Raw genomic sequence first — 24,233 nt, forward strand, 5'->3', positions numbered from 1 at the left:
CTTTCTTTACGGTCAATCTGTCGAGTGATAGATTGATCACGTTTCCAGCAATTATCTGCCCACTTTTTTACTTTAATAAGCGGCAGAGCGTGGAAACAGGGTGCTTAAACACTGGGACAATCAGGCGAAACGTCTTGTACCTCTACATTGAGACACTGAAACAGAGACTGGATGCAATTAACCAGCTGCGCGTTGATCGTGCGCTGGCTGCCATGGGGCCCGCTTTTCAGCGCGTCTACAGTCTGCTGCCAACCTTATTACATTATCAACATCCTCAGATGCCGGGTTACCTTGAAGGTAGCGTTCCACATGGCATCAGCTTCTTCACGCCTGATGAAAATCAACGCCAGCTGCTGGCAGACCTCACTGGCGACAGCGATCTGCGCCATGCCGATGCGCCGAAAGGCGAAATGCCGATCACGGCGATCTACTCTATGGGCAGTACCTCTTCTGTCGGCCAGAACAGCATCTCGGATCTCGATATCTGGGTCTGCCATCAATCCTGGCTCGATAATGAAGAGCGCCTGAATCTGCAGCGCAAATGCACGCTGTTGCAAAAATGGTGCGTCTCGATGGGCGTGGAAGTCAGTTTCTTCCTGATTGACGAGAACCGCTTCCGCCACAACGAAAGCGGCAGCCTGGGCGGTGAAGACTGCGGTTCAACCCAGCACATTTTACTGCTGGATGAGTTTTACCGTACCGCGGTTCGTATGGCAGGTAAACGCCTCCTGTGGAATATGGTGCCAGGCGAAGAAGAGCATCACTACGACGACTACGTGATGTCGCTCTACGCCAAAGGTGTACTGACCCCTAATGAGTGGCTCGATCTGGGTGGCCTCGGCACGCTGTCTGCAGAAGAGTATTTCGGTGCCAGCCTGTGGCAGCTCTATAAAAGTATCGACTCACCTTATAAAGCCGTACTGAAAACGCTGCTGCTGGAAGCCTACAGCTGGGAATACCCGAACACACAACTGCTGGCGATGGATATCAAACAACGCCTGCACGACGGCGAAATCATCTGCTTCGGCCTCGATCCTTATTGCATGATGCTTGAGCGCGTCACGCACTATCTGACCAGCGTGGACGATCAGCCGCGCCTTGATCTGGTGCGTCGCTGCTTCTACCTCAAAGTATGTGAAAAGCTCAGCACCGACGATCATCAGCATCGCACCGGCTGGCGTCGCGAGATTTTATCGCAGCTGGTTAAAGAGTGGGGCTGGAACGAAGAGAAGATCGCCATTCTGGACAACCGTGCCGGGTGGAAAATTGAGCGGGTGCGCGAAGCCCATAACGAATTACTGGATGCGATGATGCAGAGTTATCGCAACCTGATCCGCTTTGCCCGTCGCAACAACTTAAGCGTCAGCGCCAGTCCGCAGGATATCGGTGTGTTGACCCGTAAACTGTATGCCGCGTTTGAAGCGCTGCCGGGCAAAGTGACGCTGGTGAATCCACAGATTTCGCCCGATCTCTCTGAACCGAATCTGACCTTTATTCATGTGCCGCCTGGCCGTGCCAACCGTTCCGGCTGGTATCTCTATAACCAGGCACCGGACATGGATTCGATCATCAGCCATCAGCCGCTGGAATATAACCGCTACCTGAACAAGCTGGTGGCGTGGGCGTGGTTCAATGGTCTGCTGACCCGTAAAACCCGGCTGCATATTAAAGGCAATGAGATTTGCGACCTGGCGCGCCTGCAGGAGCTGGTTAACGATGTTTCCAGCCACTTCCCACTGCGTCTGCCTTCGCCGACGCCAAAAGCGCTCTACAGCCCGTGCGAAATCCGGCACCTTGCGATTATTGTGAACCTTGAGCACGATCCAACGGCGGCCTTCCGCAATCAGGTGGTGCACTTCGACTTCCGCAAGCTGGATGTCTTTAGCTTTGGTCAGCAGCAGCAGTGCCTGATTGGCAGCATCGATCTGCTCTATCGCAACTCCTGGAATGAAGTGCGTACGCTGCACTTCAGCGGCGAACAGGCGATGATCGAAGGGCTGAAAACCATTCTCGGCAAGATGCATCAGGATGCCGCACCGCCGGATACGGTAGAAGTGTTCTGCTACAGCCAGCATCTGCGCGGTCTGATTCGCACGCGCGTGCAGCAACTGGTCTCTGAATGCATTGAGCTGCGCCTCTCCAGCACACGTCAGGAGCCGGGCCGCTTCAAAGCGCTGCGCATGGCAGGCGAGACCTGGGGACTGTTCTTTGAACGCATGAGTGTCTCGGTGCAGAAGCTGGAAAACGCCGTGGAATTTTATGGCGCGATCTCCAACAACAAGCTGCATGGGTTGTCGATCAAAGTCGAAACGAATCAGACGCCGCTGCCACCGGTAGTGAACGGCTATGCCAGCGAAGGCATCATTCAGTTCTTCTTTGAAAACACCACGGATGAGCGCGGCTTCAACATTTATATCCTTGATGAGACCAATCGGGTTGAGGTCTATCATCACTGTGAAGGCAGCAAAGAGGAGCTGGTGCGTGACGTCAGTCGTTTCTACTCCTCATCGCACGATCGCTTCACTTATGGGTCGAGCTTTATCAACTTCAACCTGCCGCAGTTCTACCAGATTGTGAACACCGGTGATCGATTCCAGGTGATTCCATTCCGGAATCAGACGCTGACGCAGCTCTGTACGACGCAGCCTGACAACGACAACAGCGACTATCAACCGCGCTATCAGGTGCATTGATGCTGACGGGCTGCCTGCGCTCTGCAGGTGGCCGCTATCTTCCTGGCCTGTCACCCGGTTCACGCTATTTACGGGGATTTCCTGTTGCTTTTCCACCTTCAACTGCGATGATAAGCATCCAGGTAAAGGACATTAAGAGCATAAAGAATGAAGAAAGTAATAAGCCTGTTGGCCATGACACTGGCAGTAATCAGCCTTGCAGGTTGTGGTCTGAAAGGACCGCTCTACTTCCCGCCGAAGGATCAGCCGAAGAAACAACAAGCCCCAACCGAACGCCAGAAAGCGGATGCCTCTAAAGCCGATGTCGGTGGGCTGGTGACCGGTAATTCAGGCGTAAAAGCGAACTAATCTGATGGCTTATCCGGCGGAGCAAAAAATGCAGTTCTCCAAAATGCACGGTCTCGGCAACGATTTTATGGTTGTGGATGCGGTGACACAAAACGTCTTCTTCTCGCCGGAATTGATCCGCCGGCTGGCCGATCGTCATCTGGGGATCGGTTTTGATCAGCTGCTGATTGTTGAACCGCCTTACGATCCCGATCTCGATTTTCACTATCGCATTTTCAACGCTGACGGCAGTGAAGTGGCCCAGTGCGGCAACGGTGCGCGCTGTTTTGCCCGCTTTGTTCAGCTCAAAGGGCTGACCAATAAAAGCGACATCCGGGTCAGTACCCAGAATGGCCGCATGGTGTTGACCGTGACGCCTGACGATCACGTGCGCGTGAACATGGGTGAACCCAACTTTGAGCCTCAGCAGGTGCCGTTCCGCGCCAATAAAGCCGAGAATCTCTATCTGCTGCGCGTGGCCGAACAGACGGTGATGCTGGGTGCAGTCTCGATGGGGAATCCCCACTGCGTCATTCAGGTGGAAAGCGTTAAAACCGCGCAGGTTGAACTGCTTGGCCCGATTCTGGAGAGCCACGAGCGCTTCCCGGATCGCGTCAATGTCGGTTTTATGGAGATTATTAATCCGGAACATATCCGGCTGCGCGTCTACGAACGCGGAGCGGGTGAAACGCAGGCGTGCGGCAGTGGTGCCTGCGCTGCCGTTGCCTGCGGCATTCAGCAGGGCATTCTGGCACCGAAAGTGCGTGTCGATCTGCCTGGCGGGACGCTGCATATCTCCTGGAAAGGTGCCGGTCAGCCGCTCTATATGACCGGGCCTGCGACACACGTCTACGATGGGTTTATTCATCTATGAAAAATATCGAAGAGCAGGCTGACAGTTCGGTTCTGCTGGACGATCAGGCCGTCAGTGATTATCTGCGGCAGAATCCCGATTTCTTCATCCGCAATGCCCGCGAAGTTGAACAGATGGCGGTACCGCATCCGGTGCGTGGCAGCGTGTCACTGGTCGAGTGGCATATGGCGCGGCAACGCAACCATATCCAGCGGCTGGAAGAAGAGATCACACTGCTGATGGAGCAGGCCAGCGCTAACCATGAGCTGTTTGACCGTCTGCTGTCGCTGGAAAGTCATCTGGCCGCGGCTGATTCGCTGCAGGATATGCTCAACCGTCTGCATCGCTGGGCGCGTGAGCTGGGCCTGGCGGGTGCCAATGTGCGGCTGTTCAGTGACAAATGGCTGCTGGGTGCCCCCTCCGATTTCTTTCAGCTGAGCCTGTCGCGTCAGGCGTTTGAGCCGCTGCGTATTCAGCGCTTCGGCAACCAGCATCACTATCTCGGTAATATCAATGGGCCTGAACTGCTGCTGCTGCTGCCGCAGGCCAAAGCAATTGGCTCGGTTGCGATGTCGCTGATGGGCGAAGCGGGCGATCTCGGCGTGCTGGTGTTCAGCAGCCGTGACAGCCAGCACTATCAGTCGGGCATGGGAACGCTGCTGTTACAGCATCTTTCACAGATGATGCCTGGCCTGCTTTCCCGCTGGGTAGAGCGCGCATGAGCAGCGCGCTGCTGGAGGCCGTCGATGGATTTCTGCGCTACCTGAAAGTGGAGCGCCAGCTGAGTCCGTTAACCCAGAGCAGCTATGCGCGCCAGCTGGCCGCGCTGGTGGCAATTGCTGATGAGATGAAGCTTGGCAGCTGGGCACTGCTGGAACCCGCGCAGGTGCGCAGCATGGCGGCGCGCAGCCGTCGCGCCGGACTCTCTGCCAGCAGCCTCGCGCTGCGTCTCTCCGCACTGCGCAGTTTTCTCGACTGGCAGGTGAGCCAGGGGTTGCTCTCTGCTAATCCGGCCAAAGGGGTGATGACGCCGCGTAAAGCGCGCCATCTGCCTAAGAATATCGATGTGGATGAAGTGAATCAGCTGCTGGAGATCGACCTTAACGATCCGCTGGCGGTGCGCGACCGCGCAATGCTGGAAGTGATGTATGGTGGCGGGCTGCGTCTCTCCGAGCTGGTGAATATGGATTGCCGCCACGTCGACCTCGATTCCGGCGAAGTGTGGGTCGTGGGTAAGGGCAGCAAAGAGCGCCGGGTGCCGATTGGCCGCACGGCGGTCACCTGGATCCAGCACTGGCTGCCACTACGTGAAACCTTTGGCGGTCAGGATGATGCGCTGTTTCTGTCGACACGCGGCAACCGCATCTCGCCCCGTAACGTGCAGAAGCGCTTTGCCGAATGGGGCATCAGACAGGGCGTGGCGAGTCATATCCATCCGCATAAGCTGCGACACTCTTTTGCTACGCATCTGCTGGAGTCCAGCGGCGACCTGCGTGCCGTGCAGGAGTTACTGGGTCATGCAAACCTCTCGACGACCCAGATCTACACCCATCTCGACTTCCAGCATCTGGCTTCGGTGTATGACGCTGCGCATCCCCGCGCCAAACGAGGAAAGAACGAATGAAGTTTTATCGTCCGCTGTCGGCCATTAAAGCCATGACCTTCGATCTTGATGACACGCTCTACGATAACTACCCGGTGATCCGTCGCACCACGCTGGAGTCTCACGCCGCATTGCAGGCTTTTCATCCGGCGCTGCGTGACTTCACGCCGCAGGATTATCAGCAGCTGCGCGATGAACTGCTGCAGCGCGAGCCTGAGATCTATCATGACGTTTCGGAGTGGCGACGCCGTTCGGTAGAGCTGGCGATGCTGAATATCGGCCTCTCTGCTGCGGAAGCGACCGCGGGCGCGGCAGAGGTCATGGCGGTGTTCCATCAGTGGCGGAGTCAGGTCGAAATGCCGGATGAGACGCATCAGACGCTGAAGGCGCTGGCGGAAAAAATCCCGCTGGTGGCGGTCACTAACGGCAACGCCAGCCCGGAAAAAATGGGTATCGCTGAATACTTTCGCTTTACGCTGCGGGCCGGACCTGACGGGCGCGCCAAGCCGTGGCAGGATATGTATCAGCTTGCCGCGCAACGCCTTGATATCGCGCCACACCACATTCTGCATGTGGGAGACGACCTGACTACCGATGTCGCCGGCTCACTGCGTTGCGGCATGCAGGCCTGCTGGATTAACCTGCGGCAGGGCAACCTGATGCATATCCCGGACGCGCGGCTGTTGCCGCATGTCGAAATTTCGCGGTTGGCATCACTCACCTCACTGCTATAATGGCTGTAAATTTATCCAGTCGTCTCCCTTTTTTCTGCCAGGCCGCTGTGCGTTATCCGGCGTCCGTGGCGCTGCCTGACTGGCCGCGACACTGCCTTACGGCAGGCGCAGTAAACAGCGCGGCGACGGCGTTTTTCTCTGGTAAACGGTGCTTATGGACGTTTCTGAACTGCTCGACGGTTTGAATGACAATCAGCGCGCGGCCGTTGCGGCTCCGCGCAGTAACCTGCTGGTGCTGGCAGGCGCGGGCAGTGGTAAAACGCGGGTGCTGGTGCATCGCATTGCCTGGCTGATGTCAGTAGAGAACTGCTCACCCTATTCGATTATGGCGGTGACCTTTACCAACAAAGCGGCAGCAGAGATGCGTCACCGTATCGAACATCTGATCGGCACCAGCCAGGGCGGGATGTGGATCGGCACCTTCCACGGCCTGGCGCACCGCTTACTGCGTGCCCACCATCTTGACGCCGGTCTGCCGCAGGATTTTCAGATCCTCGACAGCGAAGACCAGCTGCGTCTGCTCAAGCGCCTGATCAAATCAATGAACCTTGATGACAAGCAGTGGCCTGCGCGCCAGGGCATGTGGTACATCAACGGCAAAAAAGATGAAGGCCTGCGGCCAAAGCACATTGAAAGCTACGGCAATCCGATTGAGCAGACCTGGCTACGCATTTATCAGGCCTATCAGGAAGCCTGTGACCGTGCGGGTTTAGTCGACTTCGCCGAGCTGCTGCTGCGCGCCCATGAACTCTGGCTCAACAAGCCGCACATCCTCAATCACTACCGCGAACGCTTTACCAACGTGCTGGTGGATGAGTTTCAGGATACTAACAACATTCAGTACGCCTGGATTCGGATGCTGGCGGGTGACAGCGGCCGTGTCATCATCGTGGGCGATGATGACCAGTCGATCTACGGCTGGCGCGGCGCACAGGTCGAAAACATTCAGCGCTTCCTGCAGGATTTCCCGGGTGCAGAAACGATCCGTCTGGAGCAGAACTACCGCTCAACCAATAACATTCTGAAAGCGGCTAACGCCCTGATCGCCAATAACAATGGCCGTCTGGGTAAAGAGCTCTGGACCGAAGGCAGCGATGGCGAACCGATCTCTATCTACTGCGCCTTTAATGAGCTGGATGAAGCGCGCTTTGTGGTGAACCGCATCAAGGTCTGGATGGAGAACGGCGGTGCACTCAACGACTGTGCCATTCTCTATCGCAGCAACGCCCAGTCGCGCGTGCTGGAAGAGGCGCTGCTGCAGAGCAGCATGCCGTACCGTATTTATGGCGGCATGCGCTTCTTTGAACGCCAGGAGATTAAAGATGCGCTCTCCTATCTGCGTCTGATGGCGAACCGCAATGACGACGCCGCCTTTGAGCGCGTGGTGAATACCCCGACGCGCGGCGTGGGCGATCGCACGCTCGACGTGGTGCGTCAGACGGCGCGTGAACGTCAGATGACGCTGTGGCAGGCGACGCGCGAACTGCTGCAAAGTCGCGCACTGGCGGGCCGCGCCGCGTCTGCACTGCAACGCTTCTGTGAGCTGGTCGATTCACTGGCTACCGAAACCGCCGAATTACCGCTGCATGTTCAGACCGACCGGGTTATCAAAGACTCCGGCCTGTGGCTGATGTATGAGCAGGAAAAAGGCGAGAAGGGCCAGGCGCGTATCGAAAACCTTGAGGAGCTGGTGACGGCAACCCGTCAGTTCAGCTATCAGGACGAAGATGAAGATCTGATGCCGCTTCAGGCCTTCTTATCCCATGCCGCCCTTGAAGCGGGCGAAGGTCAGGCAGACAAATGGCAGGATGCGGTTCAGCTGATGACGCTGCACTCGGCCAAAGGGCTGGAATTCAGTCAGGTCTTTATCGTCGGTATGGAAGAGGGGATGTTCCCAAGCCAGATGTCGCTGGATGAAGGCGGGCGGCTGGAGGAGGAGCGTCGTCTGGCGTATGTCGGTGTGACCCGCGCGATGCGCAAGCTGACGCTGACCTACGCTGAAACCCGCCGACTCTATGGTAAGGAAGTGTATCACCGGCCTTCCCGTTTTATCGGTGAGCTGCCCGAAACGTGCATCGAAGAAGTGCGTCTGCGCGCCAGCGTCAGCCGTCCGGTCAACCATCAGCGGATGGGTGCCCCGGTGACCAAAAATGACAGCGGATTCGCGCTGGGCCAGCGTGTTCATCACGCAAAATTTGGCGAAGGCACCATCATTAATCTGGAAGGCAGCGGTGAGCACAGCCGTTTGCAGGTGGCGTTTCAGGGGCAGGGAATCAAGTGGCTGGTAGCGGCTTACGCGAAGCTGGAAACGCTTTAGCGCGCGGTTGACGGCTTTTTCGTCTCAGCGTAACATGCGCCCACTATTATCATGAGAGGACAATGCCTTGGACACGCCCAGTCGATGCTGGCTCAATGACCTGGATATCAGGCATAACATCTAAGGCTACCTCTTTACGCGGGTAGCCTTAGCGGTTATCAGCGACCCCCCTTTTTGATTCCGTCGCGCGAGTCAGCACTGATTTATCTTTGAAACTCTGTTTCCGTGTTCAGGCTGCCTGTTCCTTTAAAGGAACGGCGGACCGCTTTGTCCCATTTAGTCTGCAATGGGGAGTATTGCTATGCTGAGCGCATTTAAACTCGATCAAAGCCGCCTGACGCGACTGGAGCTGGAAGACGAAACCGACAAACTGACCAACTCTGTCTGGGTCGATCTGATCGAGCCGGAAGAGGGCGAACGTGACCGGGTGCAAACGGAGCTGGGCCAGAGCCTGGCAACACGGCCAGAGCTGGAAGATATCGAGGCCTCGGCACGCTTCTTCGAAGATGAAGATGGTCTGCATATCCACTCCTTCTTCTTCTATGAAGATGCTGACGATCACGCCGGTAACTCCACCGTGGCATTCACCATTCGTGAAGGCCGCCTCTACACGCTGCGCGAACGTGAACTGCCCGCTTTCCGCCTCTATCGTATGCGTGCCCGTAATCAGACCCTGATCGATGGCAACGCCTTTGAGCTGCTGCTCGACCTGTTTGAAACCAAAATCGAACAGCTGGCAGACGAAATCGAGAACATCTATAGCGCGCTGGAGAAACTCAGCCGGGTGATCATGGAAGGTCAGCAGGGCGAAGAGTACGATCAGGCGCTGTCACGCTTAGCAGAACTGGAAGATATCGGCTGGAAAGTGCGTCTCTGTCTGATGGATACACAGCGCGCCCTGAATTTCCTGGTGCGTAAAGCGCGTCTGCCGGGTAATCAGCTGGAGCAGGCGCGGGAAATCCTGCGCGATATCGAGTCGCTGCTGCCGCACAACGAATCGCTGTTCCAGAAGGTCAACTTCCTGATGCAGGCCGCAATGGGCTTTATCAACATCGAGCAGAACCGCATCATCAAGATCTTCTCAGTAGTCTCCGTGGTGTTTCTGCCACCCACGCTGGTGGCATCCAGCTACGGGATGAACTTCGAATTTATGCCGGAACTGAAGTGGAGCTTTGGTTATCCTGCGGCTATCGGTCTGATGATTCTGGCCGGCCTGGCACCTTATCTCTACTTTAAGCGTAAAAACTGGCTTTAAAAAAGCCACGGGCCATCTGAGATGGCCCGTTCTGCTGGCTCCCGTCGCCATTTCTGCGTACTCTGACCCTCCTGTTTTTACAAATAATTAACTTCTTATGGACGCTTTTTCGTTACGCACGCAGTGGACGCTGCTGCTGCTAATCTCGGTACTACTGGGCGCGGTGCTGCACTACTTTCATGTACCCGCCGCGCTGCTACTGGGACCGATGATTGTGGGTGTGGTGATGGGGCTGTCAGGTGCCACACTGCGGATTGATAAACGATTCTTCCTGCTTGCCCAGGCGGTACTGGGTTGCATGATTGCGCAGAGCCTGTCTCCTTCCATTCTGACACCGCTGATTCAGGAGTGGCCGATCGTGCTGGCGGTGCTGCTGTTGACGCTGGCGGCCAGCGGCCTGTCGGGTTTTCTGCTGGTGCGTTTCAGTCATCTGCCTGGCCCGACCGGCGCATGGGGCTCGTCACCGGGTGGTGCTTCGGCAATGGTAGCAATGGCGGGGGACTTTGGTGCTGATGTGCGGCTGGTGGCGTTCATGCAGTATTTGCGGGTGCTGTTTGTCGCCTCGGCGGCCGCGCTGGTCGCGCGCATCGGGCTGGGCGATGAAGCGCACAGCGTTTCGCTACTCTGGTTTCCCGCGCTGAGTTATGGCTTTGCAATGACGCTGGTGGTGGTGCTGGCGGGCGCGTGGCTGGGTACTCGACTGCGCATTCCTTCTGGCGCATTACTGCTGCCCGCGCTGGCGGGTGCGGTACTGAACAGCAGTGAAATCGCAGTGTTACAGGTGCCGGAATGGCTGCTGGCCGTGGCCTATGCGCTGATTGGCTGGAGCGTGGGATTACGTTTTACCCGTCCGATTTTCTTGCTGGCACTGCGCACGCTGCCGCAGATGCTGGCCTCAATTTTCGGGCTGATGCTGTTGTGTGGCGGGCTGGCGTGGATACTGACACGCATGCTGGATATCGATCTGATGACGGCCTATCTCGCCACCAGTCCAGGCGGGCTGGATACGGTGGCGATTATTGCTGCGGGAACCCAGGTCAACATGGCATTTGTGATGGCGATGCAGACGTTGCGTCTCTTTACCATCCTGCTGACCGGCCCGGCTTTAGCGCGCTTTATTTCACGCTATGCGCGGACGGGAACGGAATGAAAATGCCACCGCATCGCAGACAAACACCAGCAACGCCAGCCAGATAAAGCCGAAGGTTACCATCTTGTCTGGCGTGATGGTTTCATCGTAAAACACCACCGCCAGCACAAACATCAGCGTCGGGCCGAGATACTGAAAGAAACCGACTGTGGAGAGGCGCAGCCGGCTACAGGCCGCTGCAAACAGCATCAGTGGAATGGTTGTCACAATGCCCGCTGCAATCAGTTTCAGGTTGAGACTCAGCGGGTTCGCCGATAAATGACTGGTGGCGCTGTCGGCAAAGCCAAACAGATAAATGGCTGCCAGCGGAAACAGCCACAGGGTCTCAATGAGCATGCCGCTCTGTGCATCGACCTGGATTTTTTTGCGCATCAGACCATAAACGGCAAAGCTCAGGGCCAGGCCGAGTGCGATAACCGGCAACGATCCAAACTGCCACAGCTGCACCAGCACGCCGACGGTTGCCAGCAGCACCGCCAGCCATTGCAGACGGCGGAAACGCTCACGCAAAAACAGCATGCCGAACACCACGTTGATCAGCGGATTAATAAAGTAACCCAGGCTGGCTTCCAGCATATGCTGGTTGTTGACTGCCCAGATAAACAGCAGCCAGTTGCCGCCAATAGTCAGCGCCGTGATCGCCAGCAACAGCACTTTTTTGGGCTGGCGCAATACGCTGCGAACGCCGGGCCAGCTGCGGCTCAGGGTAATCAGCAACAGCATAAAGAGTGCCGACCAGATCACCCGGTGCGTCATGATTTCTGTGGCGGGAACCTGTTTGACCAGCTTGAAATAGGCGGGCGCAATGCCCCAGATAAAGTAGGCGCCCAGTGCAAAGCCAACGCCCTGGCGGGTTTGTTGCGTATCCATATGCGATCCATTCAATGGCGGGGTTAGCCGATAAGATAGGTGGCGGTTGCCGTGGCGATATAGTCGCCCTGTTGATTGTGCAGCTCCACGCGCGCCACGGCGACTTTGTTACCGGCCCGCAGCAGGCTGCTGGTGGCGGTGAAGCGCTCACCGCGTCCGGGACGCAGATAGTCAACGCGCATATCGATAGTGCCCATACGTGACAAACGCTGGCGCAGATCCGCTTCGCTGATGCTCTCCTGACGGGTTAACGCATTGCTGACGCAGACCATGCCCGCGGCCACATCAAGGACTGACGCGATAACACCACCGTGCAGAATCTGTTGCGCCTGGTTGCCCACCAGCATGGTTTTATTATTGAAGCTGATTTCAGCGTAGTCTGCGTCGAGACGCATCAGCTCCAGGCCTAACGCCTGATTAAACGGCATGTGATAAACAAAAATTTCGCCAACCAGCTGGCGAGCGTCCTGCGGTGTCAGCACGGGTGATGACATGATGATGTGTCCTGAAAAAATCGGGCCAGGGGGCGCGCAACATTAACGAGTTGTGTATTCTATGCCGCCTGCGAGGGGGTTTCCAGTTTAAGAAATCAGCACTCTTGCTCACTGCCATTTGCGTGTAGAATGGCCTGCTTTTTACAACACCCTTTTCAGTTATTCTGATACGCAGCTGCTCACCGGAGAATTTTATGCGTAAGCATCGCGCCTTGCTGGCGGCAATGTTGATAATTCCTGCGCTGGCGCAGGCAGATGAAGCTCAGATCAAAGAGGTTCATGACGCGCCACAGGTTCAGGGCAGCATCATTGCTAACCTGCTGGAGAAGCATGATAATCCGTTTGTTCTCTATCCTTACGAGAACAATTATCTGCTCTACACCTACACCAGCGACCTGAACAAAGAGGCGATCTCCTCCTATAACTGGGGAGAAAATGCCCGCAAAGATGAAGTGAAATTCCAGCTCAGCCTGGCGTTTCCGCTGTGGCGCGGTATTCTGGGTGATAACTCGGTACTTGCAGCCTCTTACACACAGCGCTCCTGGTGGCAGCTGTCGAATCGCGGTGAATCCTCGCCCTTCCGTGAGACCAATTATGAGCCGCAGATTTTCCTTGGCTGGGCCACGGATTATTCGCTGGGTGGCTGGACACTGCGGGATGTCGAACTGGGTCTGAATCATGAGTCTAACGGGCGCAGCGATCCCACCTCGCGCAGCTGGAACCGCGTTTATGCGCGGCTGATGGCGGAGAACGGGAACTTCCTGGCGGAGATCAAACCCTGGTATCGCATCCCGGACGGGGCGAGTAATGACGACAACCCCGATATCACCAAATATATGGGTTACTACCGCACCCGGCTCGGCTATAAGCTTGGCGACAGTATCTTCAGCGTAGAGGGCAACTATAACTGGAACAGCGGTTATGGCGGCGCGACGATGGCCTGGAGCTACCCGATCAGTGAACACGTCCGCTTCTATACGCAGGTGTTCAGCGGCTACGGTGAATCACTAATCGACTACAACCATCGCCAGACACGTCTGGGCGTGGGTGTAACGCTTAACGACTTGTTCTAATCCCTAACGTAAGACAGGAATCGCGTGGCAACCTCGGCAGTTCTTAATCAGGAAGCGCTGGCGCAGCAGGTATTGCAGGATACCTTCGGCTACCAGCAGTTTCGTCCCGGTCAGCAGACGATCATTAATCAGGCGCTGAGCGGGCGCGACTGTCTGGTGGTGATGCCCACTGGCGGCGGTAAATCGCTCTGTTATCAGATCCCGGCGCTGGTGCGCGAAGGGCTGACACTGGTGGTGTCGCCGCTGATCTCACTGATGAAAGATCAGGTCGATCAGCTGCTGGCGAACGGCGTGGCGGCAGCCTGTCTCAACTCCACTATGACGCGCGATCAGCAGCAGACGGTGATGGCTGACTGCCGTACCGGCCGGGTTAAGCTGCTCTATATCGCCCCTGAACGCCTGATGATGGATAACTTCCTGGACAGTCTGGCGCACTGGCAACCGGCGATGCTGGCGGTGGATGAGGCGCACTGTATTTCACAGTGGGGCCACGATTTCCGTCCGGAATATGGTGCACTCGGGAAGATGCGTCAGCGCTTCCCGGAATTACCGGTCATGGCATTGACGGCGACTGCGGACGAAACCACCCGCAACGACATCGTTAATCTGCTGCACATGCAGGATCCGCTGATTCAGATCAGCAGCTTTGACCGCCCCAATATTCGCTACACGCTGGTGGAAAAATTCAAACCCACCGATCAGCTGCTGCGTTACGTTCAGGATCAGCGCGGCAAGTGCGGCATTATCTACTGCAACAGCCGGGCGAAGGTGGAAGACACCGCCGCGCGACTGCAAAGCCGTGGATTCAGCGTCGGGGCGTATCATGCCGGCATCGACAGCGAACAGCGTGCCCGCGTGCAGGAAGCGTTCCAGCGTGACGATCTGCAAATCGTAGTGGCAACCGTGGCTTTTGGTATGGGCATCAACAAGCCCAACGTCCGTTTTGTGGTCCACTTCGATATTCCGCGCAACATCGAATCCTATTATCAGGAAACCGGACGAGCCGGACGTGATGGTCTGCCCGCCGAAGCGATGATGCTCTACGATCCAGCCGATATGGCCTGGCTGCGTAAATGCCTGGAAGAGAAAGTGCCGGGACCCTTGCAGGATATTGAGCGCCACAAGCTCAACGCCATGGGCGCGTTTGCTGAAGCCCAGACATGCCGCCGCCTGGTGCTGCTGAATTACTTTGGTGAAGGTCGCCAGCAGCCGTGCGACAACTGCGATATCTGCCTTGATCCGCCAAAACGGTATGACGGCCTGGTTGAAGCGCAAAAAGCGCTTTCCGGTATCTATCGCGTGGGCCAGCGGTTCGGCATGGGCTATATCGTTGAGGTGCTGCGCGGGTCCAACAACCAGCGTATCCGTGAGCAGGGCCATGACAAGCTGCCGGTCTATGGACTGGGCAAAGATCAGAGCCACGAACACTGGGTCAGCGTGTTACGTCAGTTAATCCATCTGGGACTGGTGACGCAGAACATCGCTATGCACTCGGCTTTGCAACTGACCGAAGCAGCGCGACCGGTGCTGCGCGGTGAAGTGCCACTGATGCTGGCCGTGCCGCGTTTAATTACCGCGAAAACAAAGAGCAGCGGTCCGGCGAAGTTTCACGGTGGTAACTACGATCGCAAACTGTTCGCCAAACTGCGTAAGCTGCGAAAAGCGATCGCCGATGAAGAGAATATTCCGCCTTACGTGGTGTTCAATGACGCCACACTAATAGAGATGGCAGAACAGATGCCGGTCAGCGCGTCCGAGATGCTTAGCGTCAACGGCGTGGGTCACCGCAAACTGGAGCGCTTTGGCAAACCCTTCCTGGTGATGATCAAAGAGCATCTTGATGATGAAGAGTAAAGGACACTAATCATGCTGATGTTATTCGCAACCGTGGCGCTGGTACATCTGGTGGCGCTGATGAGCCCCGGCCCCGACTTCTTTTTTGTATCACAGACCGCCGCCAGCCGATCACGCAAGGAGGCGATGATGGGGGTGCTGGGCATTACCCTGGGAATTGTGGTCTGGGCAGGCGTGGCGCTGATGGGCCTGCATCTGATCCTGGAAAAAATGGCGTGGCTGCATCAGATCATCATGGTTGGCGGTGGCCTCTATCTGCTCTGGATGGGCTGGCAGCTGATGCGCTCGGCGCGTCAGCGTCATAGGCAGCCGCAGCAGGATGAGCCGGTGGTAGAGCTGCCGAAACGCGGCATGAGCTTTCTCAAGGGCCTGCTGACCAACCTGTCGAATCCTAAAGCGATTATCTACTTCGGCAGCGTCTTCTCGCTCTTTGTGGGTGACGATGTTGGCTCAGCAGAGCGCTGGGGTCTGTTCCTGCTGATTGTCGGTGAAACCTTTGCCTGGTTTACGCTGGTGGCGGCTATCTTTGCGCTGCCGTGGATCCGCGCGAAGTATCAGCGACTGGCGAAGTGGGTGGATGGTATGGCTGGCGTGCTGTTCGCCGGTTTTGGTATCCACCTGATAATTTCGCGTTAAGCCCTTATGCCGGAGAGCGCGCTGCGCATCCGGCAGTCATTTCACCTCCTGTTACTTCCTCTGAACTTCATCTGCGTGACGACTGTCACAATCTGTACCCGACGATGCCCCTCTGCTGCAACCGCAGATAAATAGTCACCATTCGTTAATTAATGAAACCATCACCTCCGGTATGGTCGTGTCGACGGACTATTTTTTCATGGAGAGGATGATGCGAGTAAAACCCCTTTTACTATTGTTTATCGCGGCCTGTATCAGCGCCTGCGCTTCCCCTGATGCTGCCCAAAATCGCGTTTCTGAAACGGCAGAAGTAGATAGTGTTCCGGCTATCCTTGCGCAGACATTTCCGGCGTCAGAGCAGCCACAGGGCGAGAGGATTAGCCAGATTTCCGCCGCGTTTCTCGGTACGCCCTACCAGGCGGATACGCTGATCGGCTCGCCTGATACGCCGGAAGCGCTGGTGATCAATTTCAATGGGGTGGATTGTTTCACGCTGCTTGATTACGTCCAGGCGCTGAGCCGCAGCCACGACCGCGCCAGCTTTGAGGCGAACCTGATTCGGACCCGCTACGCTGACGGTGAGGTCAGCTACCTGAAACGCCGACACTTTTTCACCGACTGGTTCGCTGAGAACCCGCGCAATGCCGATGACATAACAAGCACACTCACCCCGGATGCGATGACGGTAGTGAAGCAACTGAACCGTCAGGCCAGCGGAAAAGAAAGGCTGCCCGGTCTGGGTGTGATTCCTCGCCGCATTACCTACATTCCGGCCCGGGCGATCACACCAAAGGTGCTGAAGCAGATTCAGACTGGCGATTACATCGGAGTTTATACGCCCGCTCAGGGGCTGGATGTCTCGCATGCCGGGATTGCCGTCCGGCATGATGGGCAATTGTGGTTCAGGAACGCCTCATCACTGGCCGTTAATCGCAGGGTTGTCGATACGCCGTTGAGTGAATATATGCAGTCTAAACCGGGTATCATTGTGTTACGTGCGGTGCCGCTGACTGCGCCTTAATGGTGCCCGGCAAGAAGGGATTAAACAGGGAGTGTTCGCGCCGACCTCAGTGTGTCGGCGCGTAAAGTCTTAAGCGATTTTTCTGGCGCTGGCCAGCAGTGCGCCCACCGCCATAAACAGACCACCGAAAATACGGTTCATTAACTTCATCTGCTTTGGCCCTTTAATCCAGCCAGCAATGCGCGTTGCCAGCGTGGCGTAGCCAATCATCACGATGATATCGACCACCACGGTCGTCACGCCCAGCACCAGATACTGCATAAACAGCGGCTGATGTGGCTGGATAAACTGCGGGAAAAGCGCCGCCAGAAAAACGATACTTTTCGGATTGGTCAGATTAACCAGCACGGCACGTTTGAACAGGCGACGGCGCGGCATCGCTTTAGCGACCGCATCCAGATCGATGCCACCCGCCGAGCGCCACTGCTGAATACCCAGCCAGACCAGATAGGCCGCACCGGCCCATTTCAGAATTTCAAACGCCAGCAGCGACTGCGAAAACAGTGCGCCCAGCCCGATACCGACCAGCACAATGTGCAATGCCAGGCCGACCTGCAGGCCAGAGATAGAAGCCACCGTGCCGCGATAGCCGTGGCTGATACCGGTACTCATGGTATTGATTGCGCCGGAACCCGGCGACAGGCTGAGAATTGTGGTGGTAAGCAGGTAGGTCAGCCACCATTCGATGGTCATGGGTCAGGCTCTCTTTAGTCGCGAATTTGTGACACAATACGCCAGAAATAAGCGCGGCGCTACGGCCCGCGCAGGGCGTTCAGGACTCTGTATCCGGTCATCAGGAGGGCGAATGAATCAACACAAAGCCAGCTGGCTGCGACGGGAAAAAGCCTTTGCTGCCTTCGCCACCGGGCCGCTGCTCGATTTCTGGCACAGTCGTGAGGAGCTTGAGTTTACCGGCGTCGGCAATCTGACGCTGCGTTATGTTCGCTTCACATCGCCGCAACACAAGCGTGTGATCCTGATTGTGCCGGGACGCATCGAGAGTTACATAAAATATCCTGAGCTGGCGTACGATCTGTTTCACTGCGGATTTGATGTGGTGATCCTGGATCATCGCGGTCAGGGGCGCTCCGATCGCCTGCTGGAAGATTCACACCGCGGTCACGTGGCGGAATTTACGCATTACGTGGACGATCTTGAAACGCTCTACCTGAAAGAGATCGTCAGCGGTCATTATCAGCAGCGCTATGCGCTGGCTCACTCAATGGGTGGCGCAATCTTAACGCTGTTTCTGGCGCGTCAGCCGCAGGCGTTTCATGCCGTCGCGCTGGTGGCACCGATGTTTGGCATCGCCTTACCGTTGCCCTCTTTTCTGGCTCATCGTATCCTGGACTGGGCGGAGAAGCGTCCAGCCTTACGCGATGGCTATGCGCTCGGCACCGGACGCTGGCGCGCGCATCCGTTTGGCATTAACCGGCTGACCCATAGCACCGAGCGTTACCGGCGTAACCTGCGCTTTTATGCGGACGATCCTGCGATTCGTGTGGGCGGACCGACCTACCATTGGGTACGCGAAGGCATCCATGCGGGGCGCAACATCATCAGTCAGGTGGATAAGATCACTACGCCGCTGCTGCTGCTACAGGCGAGCGACGATCGGGTGGTCGACAACCGTTCGCAGGATCTGTTTTGTGCTGCGATGGCTGCGGCGGGTCATCCGTGTGAAGGTAATAAGCCACGGGTGATCGACGGCGCGCGTCACGAGATTCTGTTTGAAAAAGATGAGATGCGTGCCGAAGCACTCAATGCAGTGGTCGACTTTTTTTCATCGCACCACTGACGTTATTTATCCGACCGGTAAAAACCGGCAGAACCAGATACCCGAGGTTTTCATGTATCACATCGTTGCATCCGATCTGGATGGCACGCTGCTTTCTCCCGAACATCGCCTGACCCCTTTTGCACGTGAAACGCTGCAGCAGCTGGTCGCTAAGGATATTCACTTTGTCTTCGCCACCGGCCGTCATCATATCGATGTCGGACAGATGCGCGACAGCCTGGCGATTCCGGCCTATATGATCACCTCGAACGGTGCGCGCGTACACAACGCAGAGGGCGAACTGGTGTTCAGTCATAATCTGGATGAGGATATCGCCAGCGACCTGTTTGGCCTGCAGTATCATCACAGCGATATTCTGACGCACGTTTACCGCGATGATGAGTGGTTTGTCAGCCGTTCAAGCCCGGCTGAGCAGGACTATTTTCGTGAGTCAGTCTTCAACTATCAGGTCTACGAGCCAGGTCTGCTACCAACCAGCAACATCAGCAAGGTCTTCTTCACCTGCGAAAACCCCGAGCATCTGATCCCGATGGAGCAGGCGATTGAAGCGCGCTGGGGCGATCGGGTTAACGTCAGTTTCTCGCTGCCAACCTGTCTGGAGGTCATGGCGGGCGGCGTGTCGAAAGGACATGCACTGGAAGCGGTCGCGAAAACGCTGGGTCACTCGCTGGAGAGCTGCATTGCCTTTGGCGACGGTATGAATGATGTGGAGATGCTGAGCATGGCGGGCAAGGGCTATATCATGCAGAACGCCCATCAGCGCTTAAAAGATACGCTGCCGGAGCTGGATGTGATTGGTTCGAATGCCGATGATGCGGTGCCGCAGACGCTGCGCACGCTCTATCTGGCTTAAGCCGTCAGCGTAAACAAGGGCCGGATAGCCGGCCCTTGTTTACTACCGTCAGGCGAGAGTCTTTTTGTGTTTGTGTTCGCTGACCATGGTCAGTAACAGCAGAATAACCGCCAGCACACAGCCCGCAATCATCACCATAAAGCCGCCGTCCCAGCCGAAGTAATCGACGGTGTAACCGACAATGGCGCTGGCCGCGACCGAGCCACCCAGGTAACCGAACAGGCCGGTAAAGCCCGCCGCTGTCCCCGCTGCTTTTTTCGGTGCCAGCTCCAGCGCATGCAGACCAATCAGCATCACCGGACCGTAGATCAGGAAGCCAATCACGATCATGCAAGCCATGTCGACGCCAGGATTGCCCGCCGGGTTGAGCCAGTAGATCACGGTTGCGATGGTCACCAGCGTCATAAAGAACACGCCGGTCGCACCACGATTACCCCGGAACACTTTGTCCGACATCCAGCCACACAGCAGCGTCCCCGGAATCCCCGCATATTCATACAGGAAGTAGGCCCAGGACGACTTATCCAGCGTGAAGTGTTTGACTTCACGCAGATAGGTTGGTGACCAGTCGAGGATGCCGTAGCGCAGCAGATAGACAAAAACGTTGGCCAGCGCGATGTACCACAGCAGCTTGTTCGGCAACACATACTTCATGAAGATCTGTTTTGCCGTCAGCTCCTCTTCGTGGCTGGCATCGTAGTCGGGCGGATAGTCGTTTTTGTACTCTTCAATCGGTGGCAGGCCACAGGATTGCGGGGTATCGCGCATCAGCGCAAAGGCCAGAATCGCGATGGCAATCGCGCCAAAGGCGGGCATGTAGAGCGCCGCTTTCCAGTCGTTGAACCACGCCATACCCAGCAGGAAGAGCAGCGGCGGAATACCGCCGCCCACGTTATGCGCACAGTTCCAGACCGAAACGATCCTTCCGCGCTCCTTCTGCGACCACCAGTGAACCATGGTTCGTCCACAGGGTGGCCAGCCCATGCCCTGAAACCAGCCACAGATAAACAGCAGCACAAACATCACCATGATGCTGGAGGTCGCCCAGGGGACGAATCCCATAATCAGCATCACTGCTGCGGCCAGAATCAGGCCTGCCGGTAAGAAGACGCGCGGGTTTGATCGGTCAGAGACCGAGCCCATGATGAATTTTGAAAAGCCGTAGGCAATGGAGATGCCGGACAGGGCAAAGCCGAGATCGCCACGTGAAAAACCCTGCTCCACCAGATAGGGCATGGCGAGTGCGAAGTTTTTTCTGACCAGATAATAGGCCGCATAACCAAAAAAGATCCCGATGAAAATTTGCCAGCGCAGACGACGGTAGAGCGGATCAACGTGATCCTCCGCTACCTGCGGCTGACGTGGTGCAGGTTTAAAAATGCTCAGCATCAGTGAGGCCCTCCAGGGCACATTATGGTTTTTCATTCCCGGCAGGTTGGAGCAGGAAAGTGCAGAACAAAATGGATGCAGAATGTTCCATTTCGCGCAAAGAATAGTGTTAGTTGCGCAACGTTACTGTGATGAATGACACATTTGTTACAGTTTTATTACAGTCAGGAGCGGAAGTGATCATCTGATGGATCATTTCGCGCATTTTATGTGGCTGAAAACCTATTCTGTCGATTGATATGTCAGGAAGTGTAAGCAGGGTATCCGGTCGGCTTTTTAATCGCCTGGTTTATAATCAGATGTCAACCAGATTTCACAGCCTGACGGCGGCACATTGTTTACACTGTCGGCCTGTTAATTTCGGGGTCGTTGCCGTGTTTTTATTGATTATTACCACCATTCTGTGGGCCTTTTCCTTCAGCCTGATTGGCGAATATCTCGCTGGTCAGGTGGATAGCTGGTTCTCTGTGCTGATGCGTCTGGCGCTGGCTGCGCTGGTGTTTTTGCCTTTCCTGCGCTGGCGAGGTTACCGCCCTTCAACGCTACTGCTGTATATGCTGGTGGGGATGCTGCAACTGGGCGTAATGTATCTGCTGAGCTTCGAAGCCTATCTCTACCTTAGCGTGTCAGAATTCCTGCTGTTTACGGTAATGACACCGCTCTATGTGACGCTGATTTACGATCTGATCAGCCGTCGTCCATTGCGCATCGGCTATATCTTCAGTGCGTTACTGGCGGTGGCGGGTGCGGCGATTATTCGTTATGACAAAGTCAGCGATCATTTCTGGTTTGGTCTGCTGTTAGTGCAACTGGCAAACATCTGCTTCGCGGCAGGCATGGTGGGTTATAAGCGTCTGCAGGAGACCCGTCCCATGCCGCAGCATACGGCCTTCTCATGGTTCTATCTGGGGGCGGTGTTGATTGCGGTGATTGCCTGGTGTGCCTGGGGCAATCCACAGAAGTTGCCGACCACCTCATTGCAGTGGAGCATTCTGGTGTGGCTGGGCGTTGCGGCTTCTGGTCTTGGCTATTTTATGTGGAACTACGGGGCGACGCAGGTCGATGCCGGTACGCTGGGCATTATGAATAACATGCACGTTCCCGCCGGGCTGCTGGTGAATCTGGCTATCTGGCAGGAGAAACCGCACTGGCCGAGCTTTATTGCGGGCGCGCTGGTGATCATTGCCTCGCTGTGGGTGCATAAGCGCTGGGTGGTGGGGCGCGGTCAGAAGTGACTTTGCGGGTTGTCGGGTGTGTTTTGCCTGAAGAAAGGGTTTGTCATTTAAAGACGGCGTAAAGTGTGAGTTGCTTCTCTGCGATGGACACTCGACGCCGTGATCCGACTCCAGCCTTTAATGAGCTGGACGATCATTATCACTTACTCACTCTGTCTGGTTATTTCAGATAAGGTATCTTCATGCCAAATAATCCATTAAGTACCCGGAATATTTTATTAACCAGCAGACTGTTTTTATTAACGGAGCTTAACTGCACAACGTCCGTACTGGCACTTTCTGTTCCTGCACCGCTGGCCTGGCTTGTTTCAAAATGAGTTAATTCACGCATATTTCTTCCTGATTGAATGATTGAAAGTTAACCCGGCAGGGTGCGAATCAGGCTTTGATTGCGCCCCGCCAGAATCAATCATGCATCAGGAAATATTGAGAAATAAATAGTAATATTTTTAAAGGCCGCATTATGGGATCTCTGATCTTTCAGAAAATAATCGCTGCCGTAAGGCCTCTATTTATCGCGCGGGGCTTGTGACGGACGCTGAATCATCGCCATGCCTTTCAGAAAGTTGCGCAGAATCTGATCGCCACACTCGCGGTAGTTTTTATGATCAGGCTTGCGGAAAATCGCGCCGACTTCAGCCTGCGAAACGGTAAAGTTTACGCGTTTGAGCACGTCAGGGATATCGGTGGTTTTCAAATCGAAAGCGATGCGCAGTTTTTTCATGAAGATATTGTTAGTCATCTTGCGCTCAATCGACGGGGCGGGCGCGTCTTCACTCTTGCCGCGACGGTAAAAGATCAGGCCATTCAGGAAATAACCCATCAGCACATCGGGGCAGGGACGGAACGCTGCATCGTCATCTTTTTTCAGCCACGCCTGAATATCCGCCAGCGGCACGTCACATTCTGCCAGCGCAAAAATCTCCACCATTTTGGCATCGCTCAGGTTGAGCATGTAGCGCACGCTGCGCAGAATATCATTGTTAGTCATGGTGAGATCTTCTCATGGTCAGTCGACAGGCTGCGCATTATAGGGGATTTTGCCCGCGTTCGCGCAGGTTTGTGCCCGCCAGATTACCGCTGTAACACCGTACCGGCCAGCGCGGCGTCGCGCACAAATGGCAGATGCTCACAGGCGTGCTGTCGGGCAAAGCGGATAAAGGCTTCCAGCACCGGCTGACGCTGTTCCCCTTCGCGTACGGCTGCATAAAGACGGCTCCAGAGCCCATCACCCAGTGTGCGCGTCACGACCAGACCTTGCTTCTCAAAACTCTCCACCACCCAGTGCGGCAGTGCGGCAATCCCCATTCGTGCCGACACCATCTGAATCATCAGCAGGGTGTTATCCACACTTTTCAGGGCCGGACTGACGCCAGCGGGCTGCAGGAAGTGACGCCAGATATCCAGACGCTGACGCTGTACCGGATAGATCATCAACACTTCATCGGCTAAATCTTCCGGCGAAATCTGCTCAACCTGCGCCAGCGGGTGATCCGTCGCCAGCACCAGCCGTACTTCATAATCAAACATCGGCGAGTAGAACAGGCCAGAGCGCGCCAGAATGTCGGAGGTCAGCACTACATCCAACTCACCCTGTTGCAGAGCAGGCTGCGGATCAAAGGTTACGCCTGATTTGAAATCCATCACGACCTGCGGCCAGCTCTGACGGAATTTATCCAGCGCGGGCGTCAGCCACTGAATGCAACTGTGACACTCAATCGCCACCCGCAGCGTGGTCTGATGCGGCTCATGGCAGGCCTGCAACGCCTGCTGAATCTGCGGCAGCACCTGCTCTGCCAGTTGCAGCAGAATATCGCCCTGCGGCGTAAAGCGCAGTGGCTGACTTTTACGGACGAACAGGCGGAATCCCAGCCGCTGCTCCAGATCGCTGAACTGGTGAGACAACGCCGATTGCGTCTGATGAAGCTGGGCTGCTGCTGCCGCCAGCGATCCCGTATTGCGCAGAGCCTGAAGCGTCCGCAGGTGCTTGAGTTCGATCATGAGAGTCCTTCACATCGAAAATGAACATATTGCGCTTGAGCAACATACAGTACCCGCAGAGTATAGCAGTGTAAACA

General features: G+C 56.0%; 24 protein-coding genes. 17 read left to right on the forward strand and 7 right to left on the reverse strand.

Annotated features, from left to right (window positions below):
• Positions 1-134 precede the first annotated feature (134 nt).
• The 10 genes from F3I44_RS16570 (at position 135) to F3I44_RS16610 (ending at position 10,932) form a co-directional block, all read left to right on the forward strand.
• Positions 135-2,693 carry a class I adenylate cyclase gene (locus F3I44_RS16570; RefSeq protein ID WP_150013255.1) on the forward strand — a complete coding sequence of 853 codons (2,559 nt, stop codon included), beginning with the start codon at positions 135-137 and terminating at the stop codon, positions 2,691-2,693.
• Positions 2,694-2,840: 147 nt separating this feature from the next.
• Positions 2,841-3,041: a lipoprotein gene (locus F3I44_RS16575; protein ID WP_150013253.1), complete on the forward strand. Its 201-nt coding sequence runs from the start codon at positions 2,841-2,843 to the stop codon at positions 3,039-3,041.
• A 28-nt stretch (positions 3,042-3,069) separates the two neighbouring features.
• Entirely contained in the window at positions 3,070-3,894 is an 825-nt protein-coding gene (dapF, locus tag F3I44_RS16580) for a diaminopimelate epimerase (protein WP_033734938.1), read from the forward strand.
• Positions 3,891-4,595, forward strand: a complete 705-nt coding sequence (locus tag F3I44_RS16585) for a DUF484 domain-containing protein (protein ID WP_150013251.1) — start codon at positions 3,891-3,893, stop codon at positions 4,593-4,595. The genes dapF and F3I44_RS16585 overlap by 4 nt, the downstream gene beginning before the upstream one ends.
• Entirely contained in the window at positions 4,592-5,497 is a 906-nt protein-coding gene (gene xerC / locus F3I44_RS16590; protein ID WP_150013249.1) for a tyrosine recombinase XerC, read from the forward strand. The genes F3I44_RS16585 and xerC overlap by 4 nt, the downstream gene beginning before the upstream one ends.
• Positions 5,494-6,210, forward strand: coding sequence for a 5-amino-6-(5-phospho-D-ribitylamino)uracil phosphatase YigB (gene yigB / locus F3I44_RS16595; RefSeq protein WP_150013247.1), 717 nt, complete (start codon positions 5,494-5,496; stop codon positions 6,208-6,210). The genes xerC and yigB overlap by 4 nt, the downstream gene beginning before the upstream one ends.
• 154 nt (positions 6,211-6,364) lie before the next feature.
• On the forward strand, positions 6,365-8,527 hold the full coding sequence (uvrD, locus tag F3I44_RS16600; RefSeq protein WP_150013245.1) for a DNA helicase II: 2,163 nt from the start codon (positions 6,365-6,367) through the stop codon (positions 8,525-8,527).
• 67 nt (positions 8,528-8,594) lie between these two features.
• The gene (gene ysgD, locus F3I44_RS24295; protein WP_352230973.1) at positions 8,595-8,651 is read left to right on the forward strand and encodes a YsgD/CorL family protein; all 57 of its coding nucleotides are present in this window, start codon (positions 8,595-8,597) and stop codon (positions 8,649-8,651) included.
• A gap of 177 nt (positions 8,652-8,828) precedes the next feature.
• Positions 8,829-9,782: a magnesium/cobalt transporter CorA gene (gene corA, locus F3I44_RS16605; protein ID WP_150013243.1), complete on the forward strand. Its 954-nt coding sequence runs from the start codon at positions 8,829-8,831 to the stop codon at positions 9,780-9,782.
• A gap of 97 nt (positions 9,783-9,879) precedes the next feature.
• Complete coding sequence (locus tag F3I44_RS16610) at positions 9,880-10,932, forward strand: AbrB family transcriptional regulator (protein WP_150013241.1); 1,053 nt, start codon at positions 9,880-9,882, stop codon at positions 10,930-10,932.
• Here F3I44_RS16610 and rarD read toward each other — a convergent pair.
• Together rarD and F3I44_RS16620 are read right to left on the reverse strand one after the other, a co-directional pair.
• The gene (rarD, locus tag F3I44_RS16615; RefSeq protein ID WP_150013239.1) at positions 10,903-11,802 is read right to left on the reverse strand and encodes an EamA family transporter RarD; all 900 of its coding nucleotides are present in this window, start codon (positions 11,800-11,802) and stop codon (positions 10,903-10,905) included. The genes F3I44_RS16610 and rarD overlap by 30 nt on opposite strands.
• Before the next feature lie 23 nt (positions 11,803-11,825).
• Positions 11,826-12,296 (reverse strand): thioesterase family protein, encoded by a 471-nt coding sequence (locus tag F3I44_RS16620; RefSeq protein ID WP_013359695.1) that lies wholly within the window; start codon positions 12,294-12,296, stop codon positions 11,826-11,828.
• Between the two features lie 194 nt (positions 12,297-12,490).
• Between F3I44_RS16620 and pldA the strand changes: the two genes are divergently transcribed.
• The 4 genes from pldA to F3I44_RS16640 all read left to right on the forward strand — a co-directional run bounded on the left by pldA (position 12,491) and on the right by F3I44_RS16640 (position 16,880).
• Positions 12,491-13,369: a phospholipase A gene (gene pldA, locus F3I44_RS16625; protein WP_046100957.1), complete on the forward strand. Its 879-nt coding sequence runs from the start codon at positions 12,491-12,493 to the stop codon at positions 13,367-13,369.
• Positions 13,370-13,393: 24 nt separating this feature from the next.
• Entirely contained in the window at positions 13,394-15,223 is a 1,830-nt protein-coding gene (recQ, locus tag F3I44_RS16630; protein WP_150013237.1) for an ATP-dependent DNA helicase RecQ, read from the forward strand.
• Between the two features lie 12 nt (positions 15,224-15,235).
• Positions 15,236-15,859 carry a threonine export protein RhtC gene (gene rhtC, locus F3I44_RS16635; protein WP_150013235.1) on the forward strand — a complete coding sequence of 208 codons (624 nt, stop codon included), beginning with the start codon at positions 15,236-15,238 and terminating at the stop codon, positions 15,857-15,859.
• 211 nt (positions 15,860-16,070) lie between these two features.
• Positions 16,071-16,880, forward strand: a complete 810-nt coding sequence (locus F3I44_RS16640) for a DUF1460 domain-containing protein (protein WP_150013401.1) — start codon at positions 16,071-16,073, stop codon at positions 16,878-16,880.
• A gap of 69 nt (positions 16,881-16,949) precedes the next feature.
• Here F3I44_RS16640 and rhtB read toward each other — a convergent pair whose 3' ends face one another.
• The gene (gene rhtB, locus F3I44_RS16645; protein ID WP_003854387.1) at positions 16,950-17,573 is read right to left on the reverse strand and encodes a homoserine/homoserine lactone efflux protein; all 624 of its coding nucleotides are present in this window, start codon (positions 17,571-17,573) and stop codon (positions 16,950-16,952) included.
• Between the two features lie 112 nt (positions 17,574-17,685).
• Here rhtB and pldB point away from each other — a divergent pair, with 112 nt between their 5' ends.
• Positions 17,686-18,678 carry a lysophospholipase L2 gene (pldB, locus tag F3I44_RS16650; RefSeq protein ID WP_150013233.1) on the forward strand — a complete coding sequence of 331 codons (993 nt, stop codon included), beginning with the start codon at positions 17,686-17,688 and terminating at the stop codon, positions 18,676-18,678.
• 52 nt (positions 18,679-18,730) lie between these two features.
• On the forward strand, positions 18,731-19,531 hold the full coding sequence (yigL, locus tag F3I44_RS16655; RefSeq protein WP_033784698.1) for a sugar/pyridoxal phosphate phosphatase YigL: 801 nt from the start codon (positions 18,731-18,733) through the stop codon (positions 19,529-19,531).
• A 48-nt stretch (positions 19,532-19,579) separates the two neighbouring features.
• On the opposite strand, the gene glpT is transcribed toward yigL, so the two are convergent.
• The gene (gene glpT / locus F3I44_RS16660) at positions 19,580-20,920 is read right to left on the reverse strand and encodes a glycerol-3-phosphate transporter (RefSeq protein WP_150013231.1); all 1,341 of its coding nucleotides are present in this window, start codon (positions 20,918-20,920) and stop codon (positions 19,580-19,582) included.
• Between the two features lie 374 nt (positions 20,921-21,294).
• On the opposite strand from glpT, the gene F3I44_RS16665 reads away from it, so the two are divergent.
• Positions 21,295-22,155: a carboxylate/amino acid/amine transporter gene (locus tag F3I44_RS16665; RefSeq protein ID WP_150013229.1), complete on the forward strand. Its 861-nt coding sequence runs from the start codon at positions 21,295-21,297 to the stop codon at positions 22,153-22,155.
• 160 nt (positions 22,156-22,315) lie between these two features.
• Here F3I44_RS16665 and F3I44_RS23765 read toward each other — a convergent pair whose 3' ends face one another.
• From F3I44_RS23765 to metR, 3 genes are all read right to left on the reverse strand, one after another.
• On the reverse strand, positions 22,316-22,486 hold the full coding sequence (locus F3I44_RS23765) for a hypothetical protein (protein WP_156085417.1): 171 nt from the start codon (positions 22,484-22,486) through the stop codon (positions 22,316-22,318).
• A gap of 177 nt (positions 22,487-22,663) precedes the next feature.
• Complete coding sequence (locus F3I44_RS16670) at positions 22,664-23,146, reverse strand: DUF1456 family protein (protein WP_150013227.1); 483 nt, start codon at positions 23,144-23,146, stop codon at positions 22,664-22,666.
• Positions 23,147-23,229: 83 nt separating this feature from the next.
• Positions 23,230-24,156: an HTH-type transcriptional regulator MetR gene (gene metR / locus F3I44_RS16675; RefSeq protein ID WP_150013225.1), complete on the reverse strand. Its 927-nt coding sequence runs from the start codon at positions 24,154-24,156 to the stop codon at positions 23,230-23,232.
• Between the last annotated feature and the right edge of the window lie 77 nt (positions 24,157-24,233).

The sequence above is a fragment of the Pantoea sp. F_5 genome (assembly GCF_008631595.1).
GTDB classification, from domain to species: domain Bacteria; phylum Pseudomonadota; class Gammaproteobacteria; order Enterobacterales; family Enterobacteriaceae; genus Pantoea; species Pantoea gossypiicola.

Coding starts and splice junctions, on each gene's coding strand:
- F3I44_RS16575 (WP_150013253.1), top strand. CDS start 2,841: ATGAAGAAAGTAATAAGCCTGTTGGCCATGACACTGGCAGTAATCAGC.
- F3I44_RS16670 (WP_150013227.1), bottom strand. CDS start 23,146: ATGACTAACAATGATATTCTGCGCAGCGTGCGCTACATGCTCAACCTG.
- pldA (WP_046100957.1), top strand. CDS start 12,491: ATGCGTAAGCATCGCGCCTTGCTGGCGGCAATGTTGATAATTCCTGCG.
- corA (WP_150013243.1), top strand. CDS start 8,829: ATGCTGAGCGCATTTAAACTCGATCAAAGCCGCCTGACGCGACTGGAG.
- uvrD (WP_150013245.1), top strand. CDS start 6,365: ATGGACGTTTCTGAACTGCTCGACGGTTTGAATGACAATCAGCGCGCG.
- F3I44_RS23765 (WP_156085417.1), bottom strand. CDS start 22,486: ATGCGTGAATTAACTCATTTTGAAACAAGCCAGGCCAGCGGTGCAGGA.
- rhtC (WP_150013235.1), top strand. CDS start 15,236: ATGCTGATGTTATTCGCAACCGTGGCGCTGGTACATCTGGTGGCGCTG.
- pldB (WP_150013233.1), top strand. CDS start 17,686: ATGAATCAACACAAAGCCAGCTGGCTGCGACGGGAAAAAGCCTTTGCT.
- yigL (WP_033784698.1), top strand. CDS start 18,731: ATGTATCACATCGTTGCATCCGATCTGGATGGCACGCTGCTTTCTCCC.
- rarD (WP_150013239.1), bottom strand. CDS start 11,802: ATGGATACGCAACAAACCCGCCAGGGCGTTGGCTTTGCACTGGGCGCC.
- yigB (WP_150013247.1), top strand. CDS start 5,494: ATGAAGTTTTATCGTCCGCTGTCGGCCATTAAAGCCATGACCTTCGAT.
- F3I44_RS16610 (WP_150013241.1), top strand. CDS start 9,880: ATGGACGCTTTTTCGTTACGCACGCAGTGGACGCTGCTGCTGCTAATC.
- F3I44_RS16640 (WP_150013401.1), top strand. CDS start 16,071: ATGCGAGTAAAACCCCTTTTACTATTGTTTATCGCGGCCTGTATCAGC.
- F3I44_RS16620 (WP_013359695.1), bottom strand. CDS start 12,296: ATGTCATCACCCGTGCTGACACCGCAGGACGCTCGCCAGCTGGTTGGC.
- xerC (WP_150013249.1), top strand. CDS start 4,592: ATGAGCAGCGCGCTGCTGGAGGCCGTCGATGGATTTCTGCGCTACCTG.
- glpT (WP_150013231.1), bottom strand. CDS start 20,920: ATGCTGAGCATTTTTAAACCTGCACCACGTCAGCCGCAGGTAGCGGAG.
- dapF (WP_033734938.1), top strand. CDS start 3,070: ATGCAGTTCTCCAAAATGCACGGTCTCGGCAACGATTTTATGGTTGTG.
- rhtB (WP_003854387.1), bottom strand. CDS start 17,573: ATGACCATCGAATGGTGGCTGACCTACCTGCTTACCACCACAATTCTC.
- F3I44_RS16585 (WP_150013251.1), top strand. CDS start 3,891: ATGAAAAATATCGAAGAGCAGGCTGACAGTTCGGTTCTGCTGGACGAT.
- metR (WP_150013225.1), bottom strand. CDS start 24,156: ATGATCGAACTCAAGCACCTGCGGACGCTTCAGGCTCTGCGCAATACG.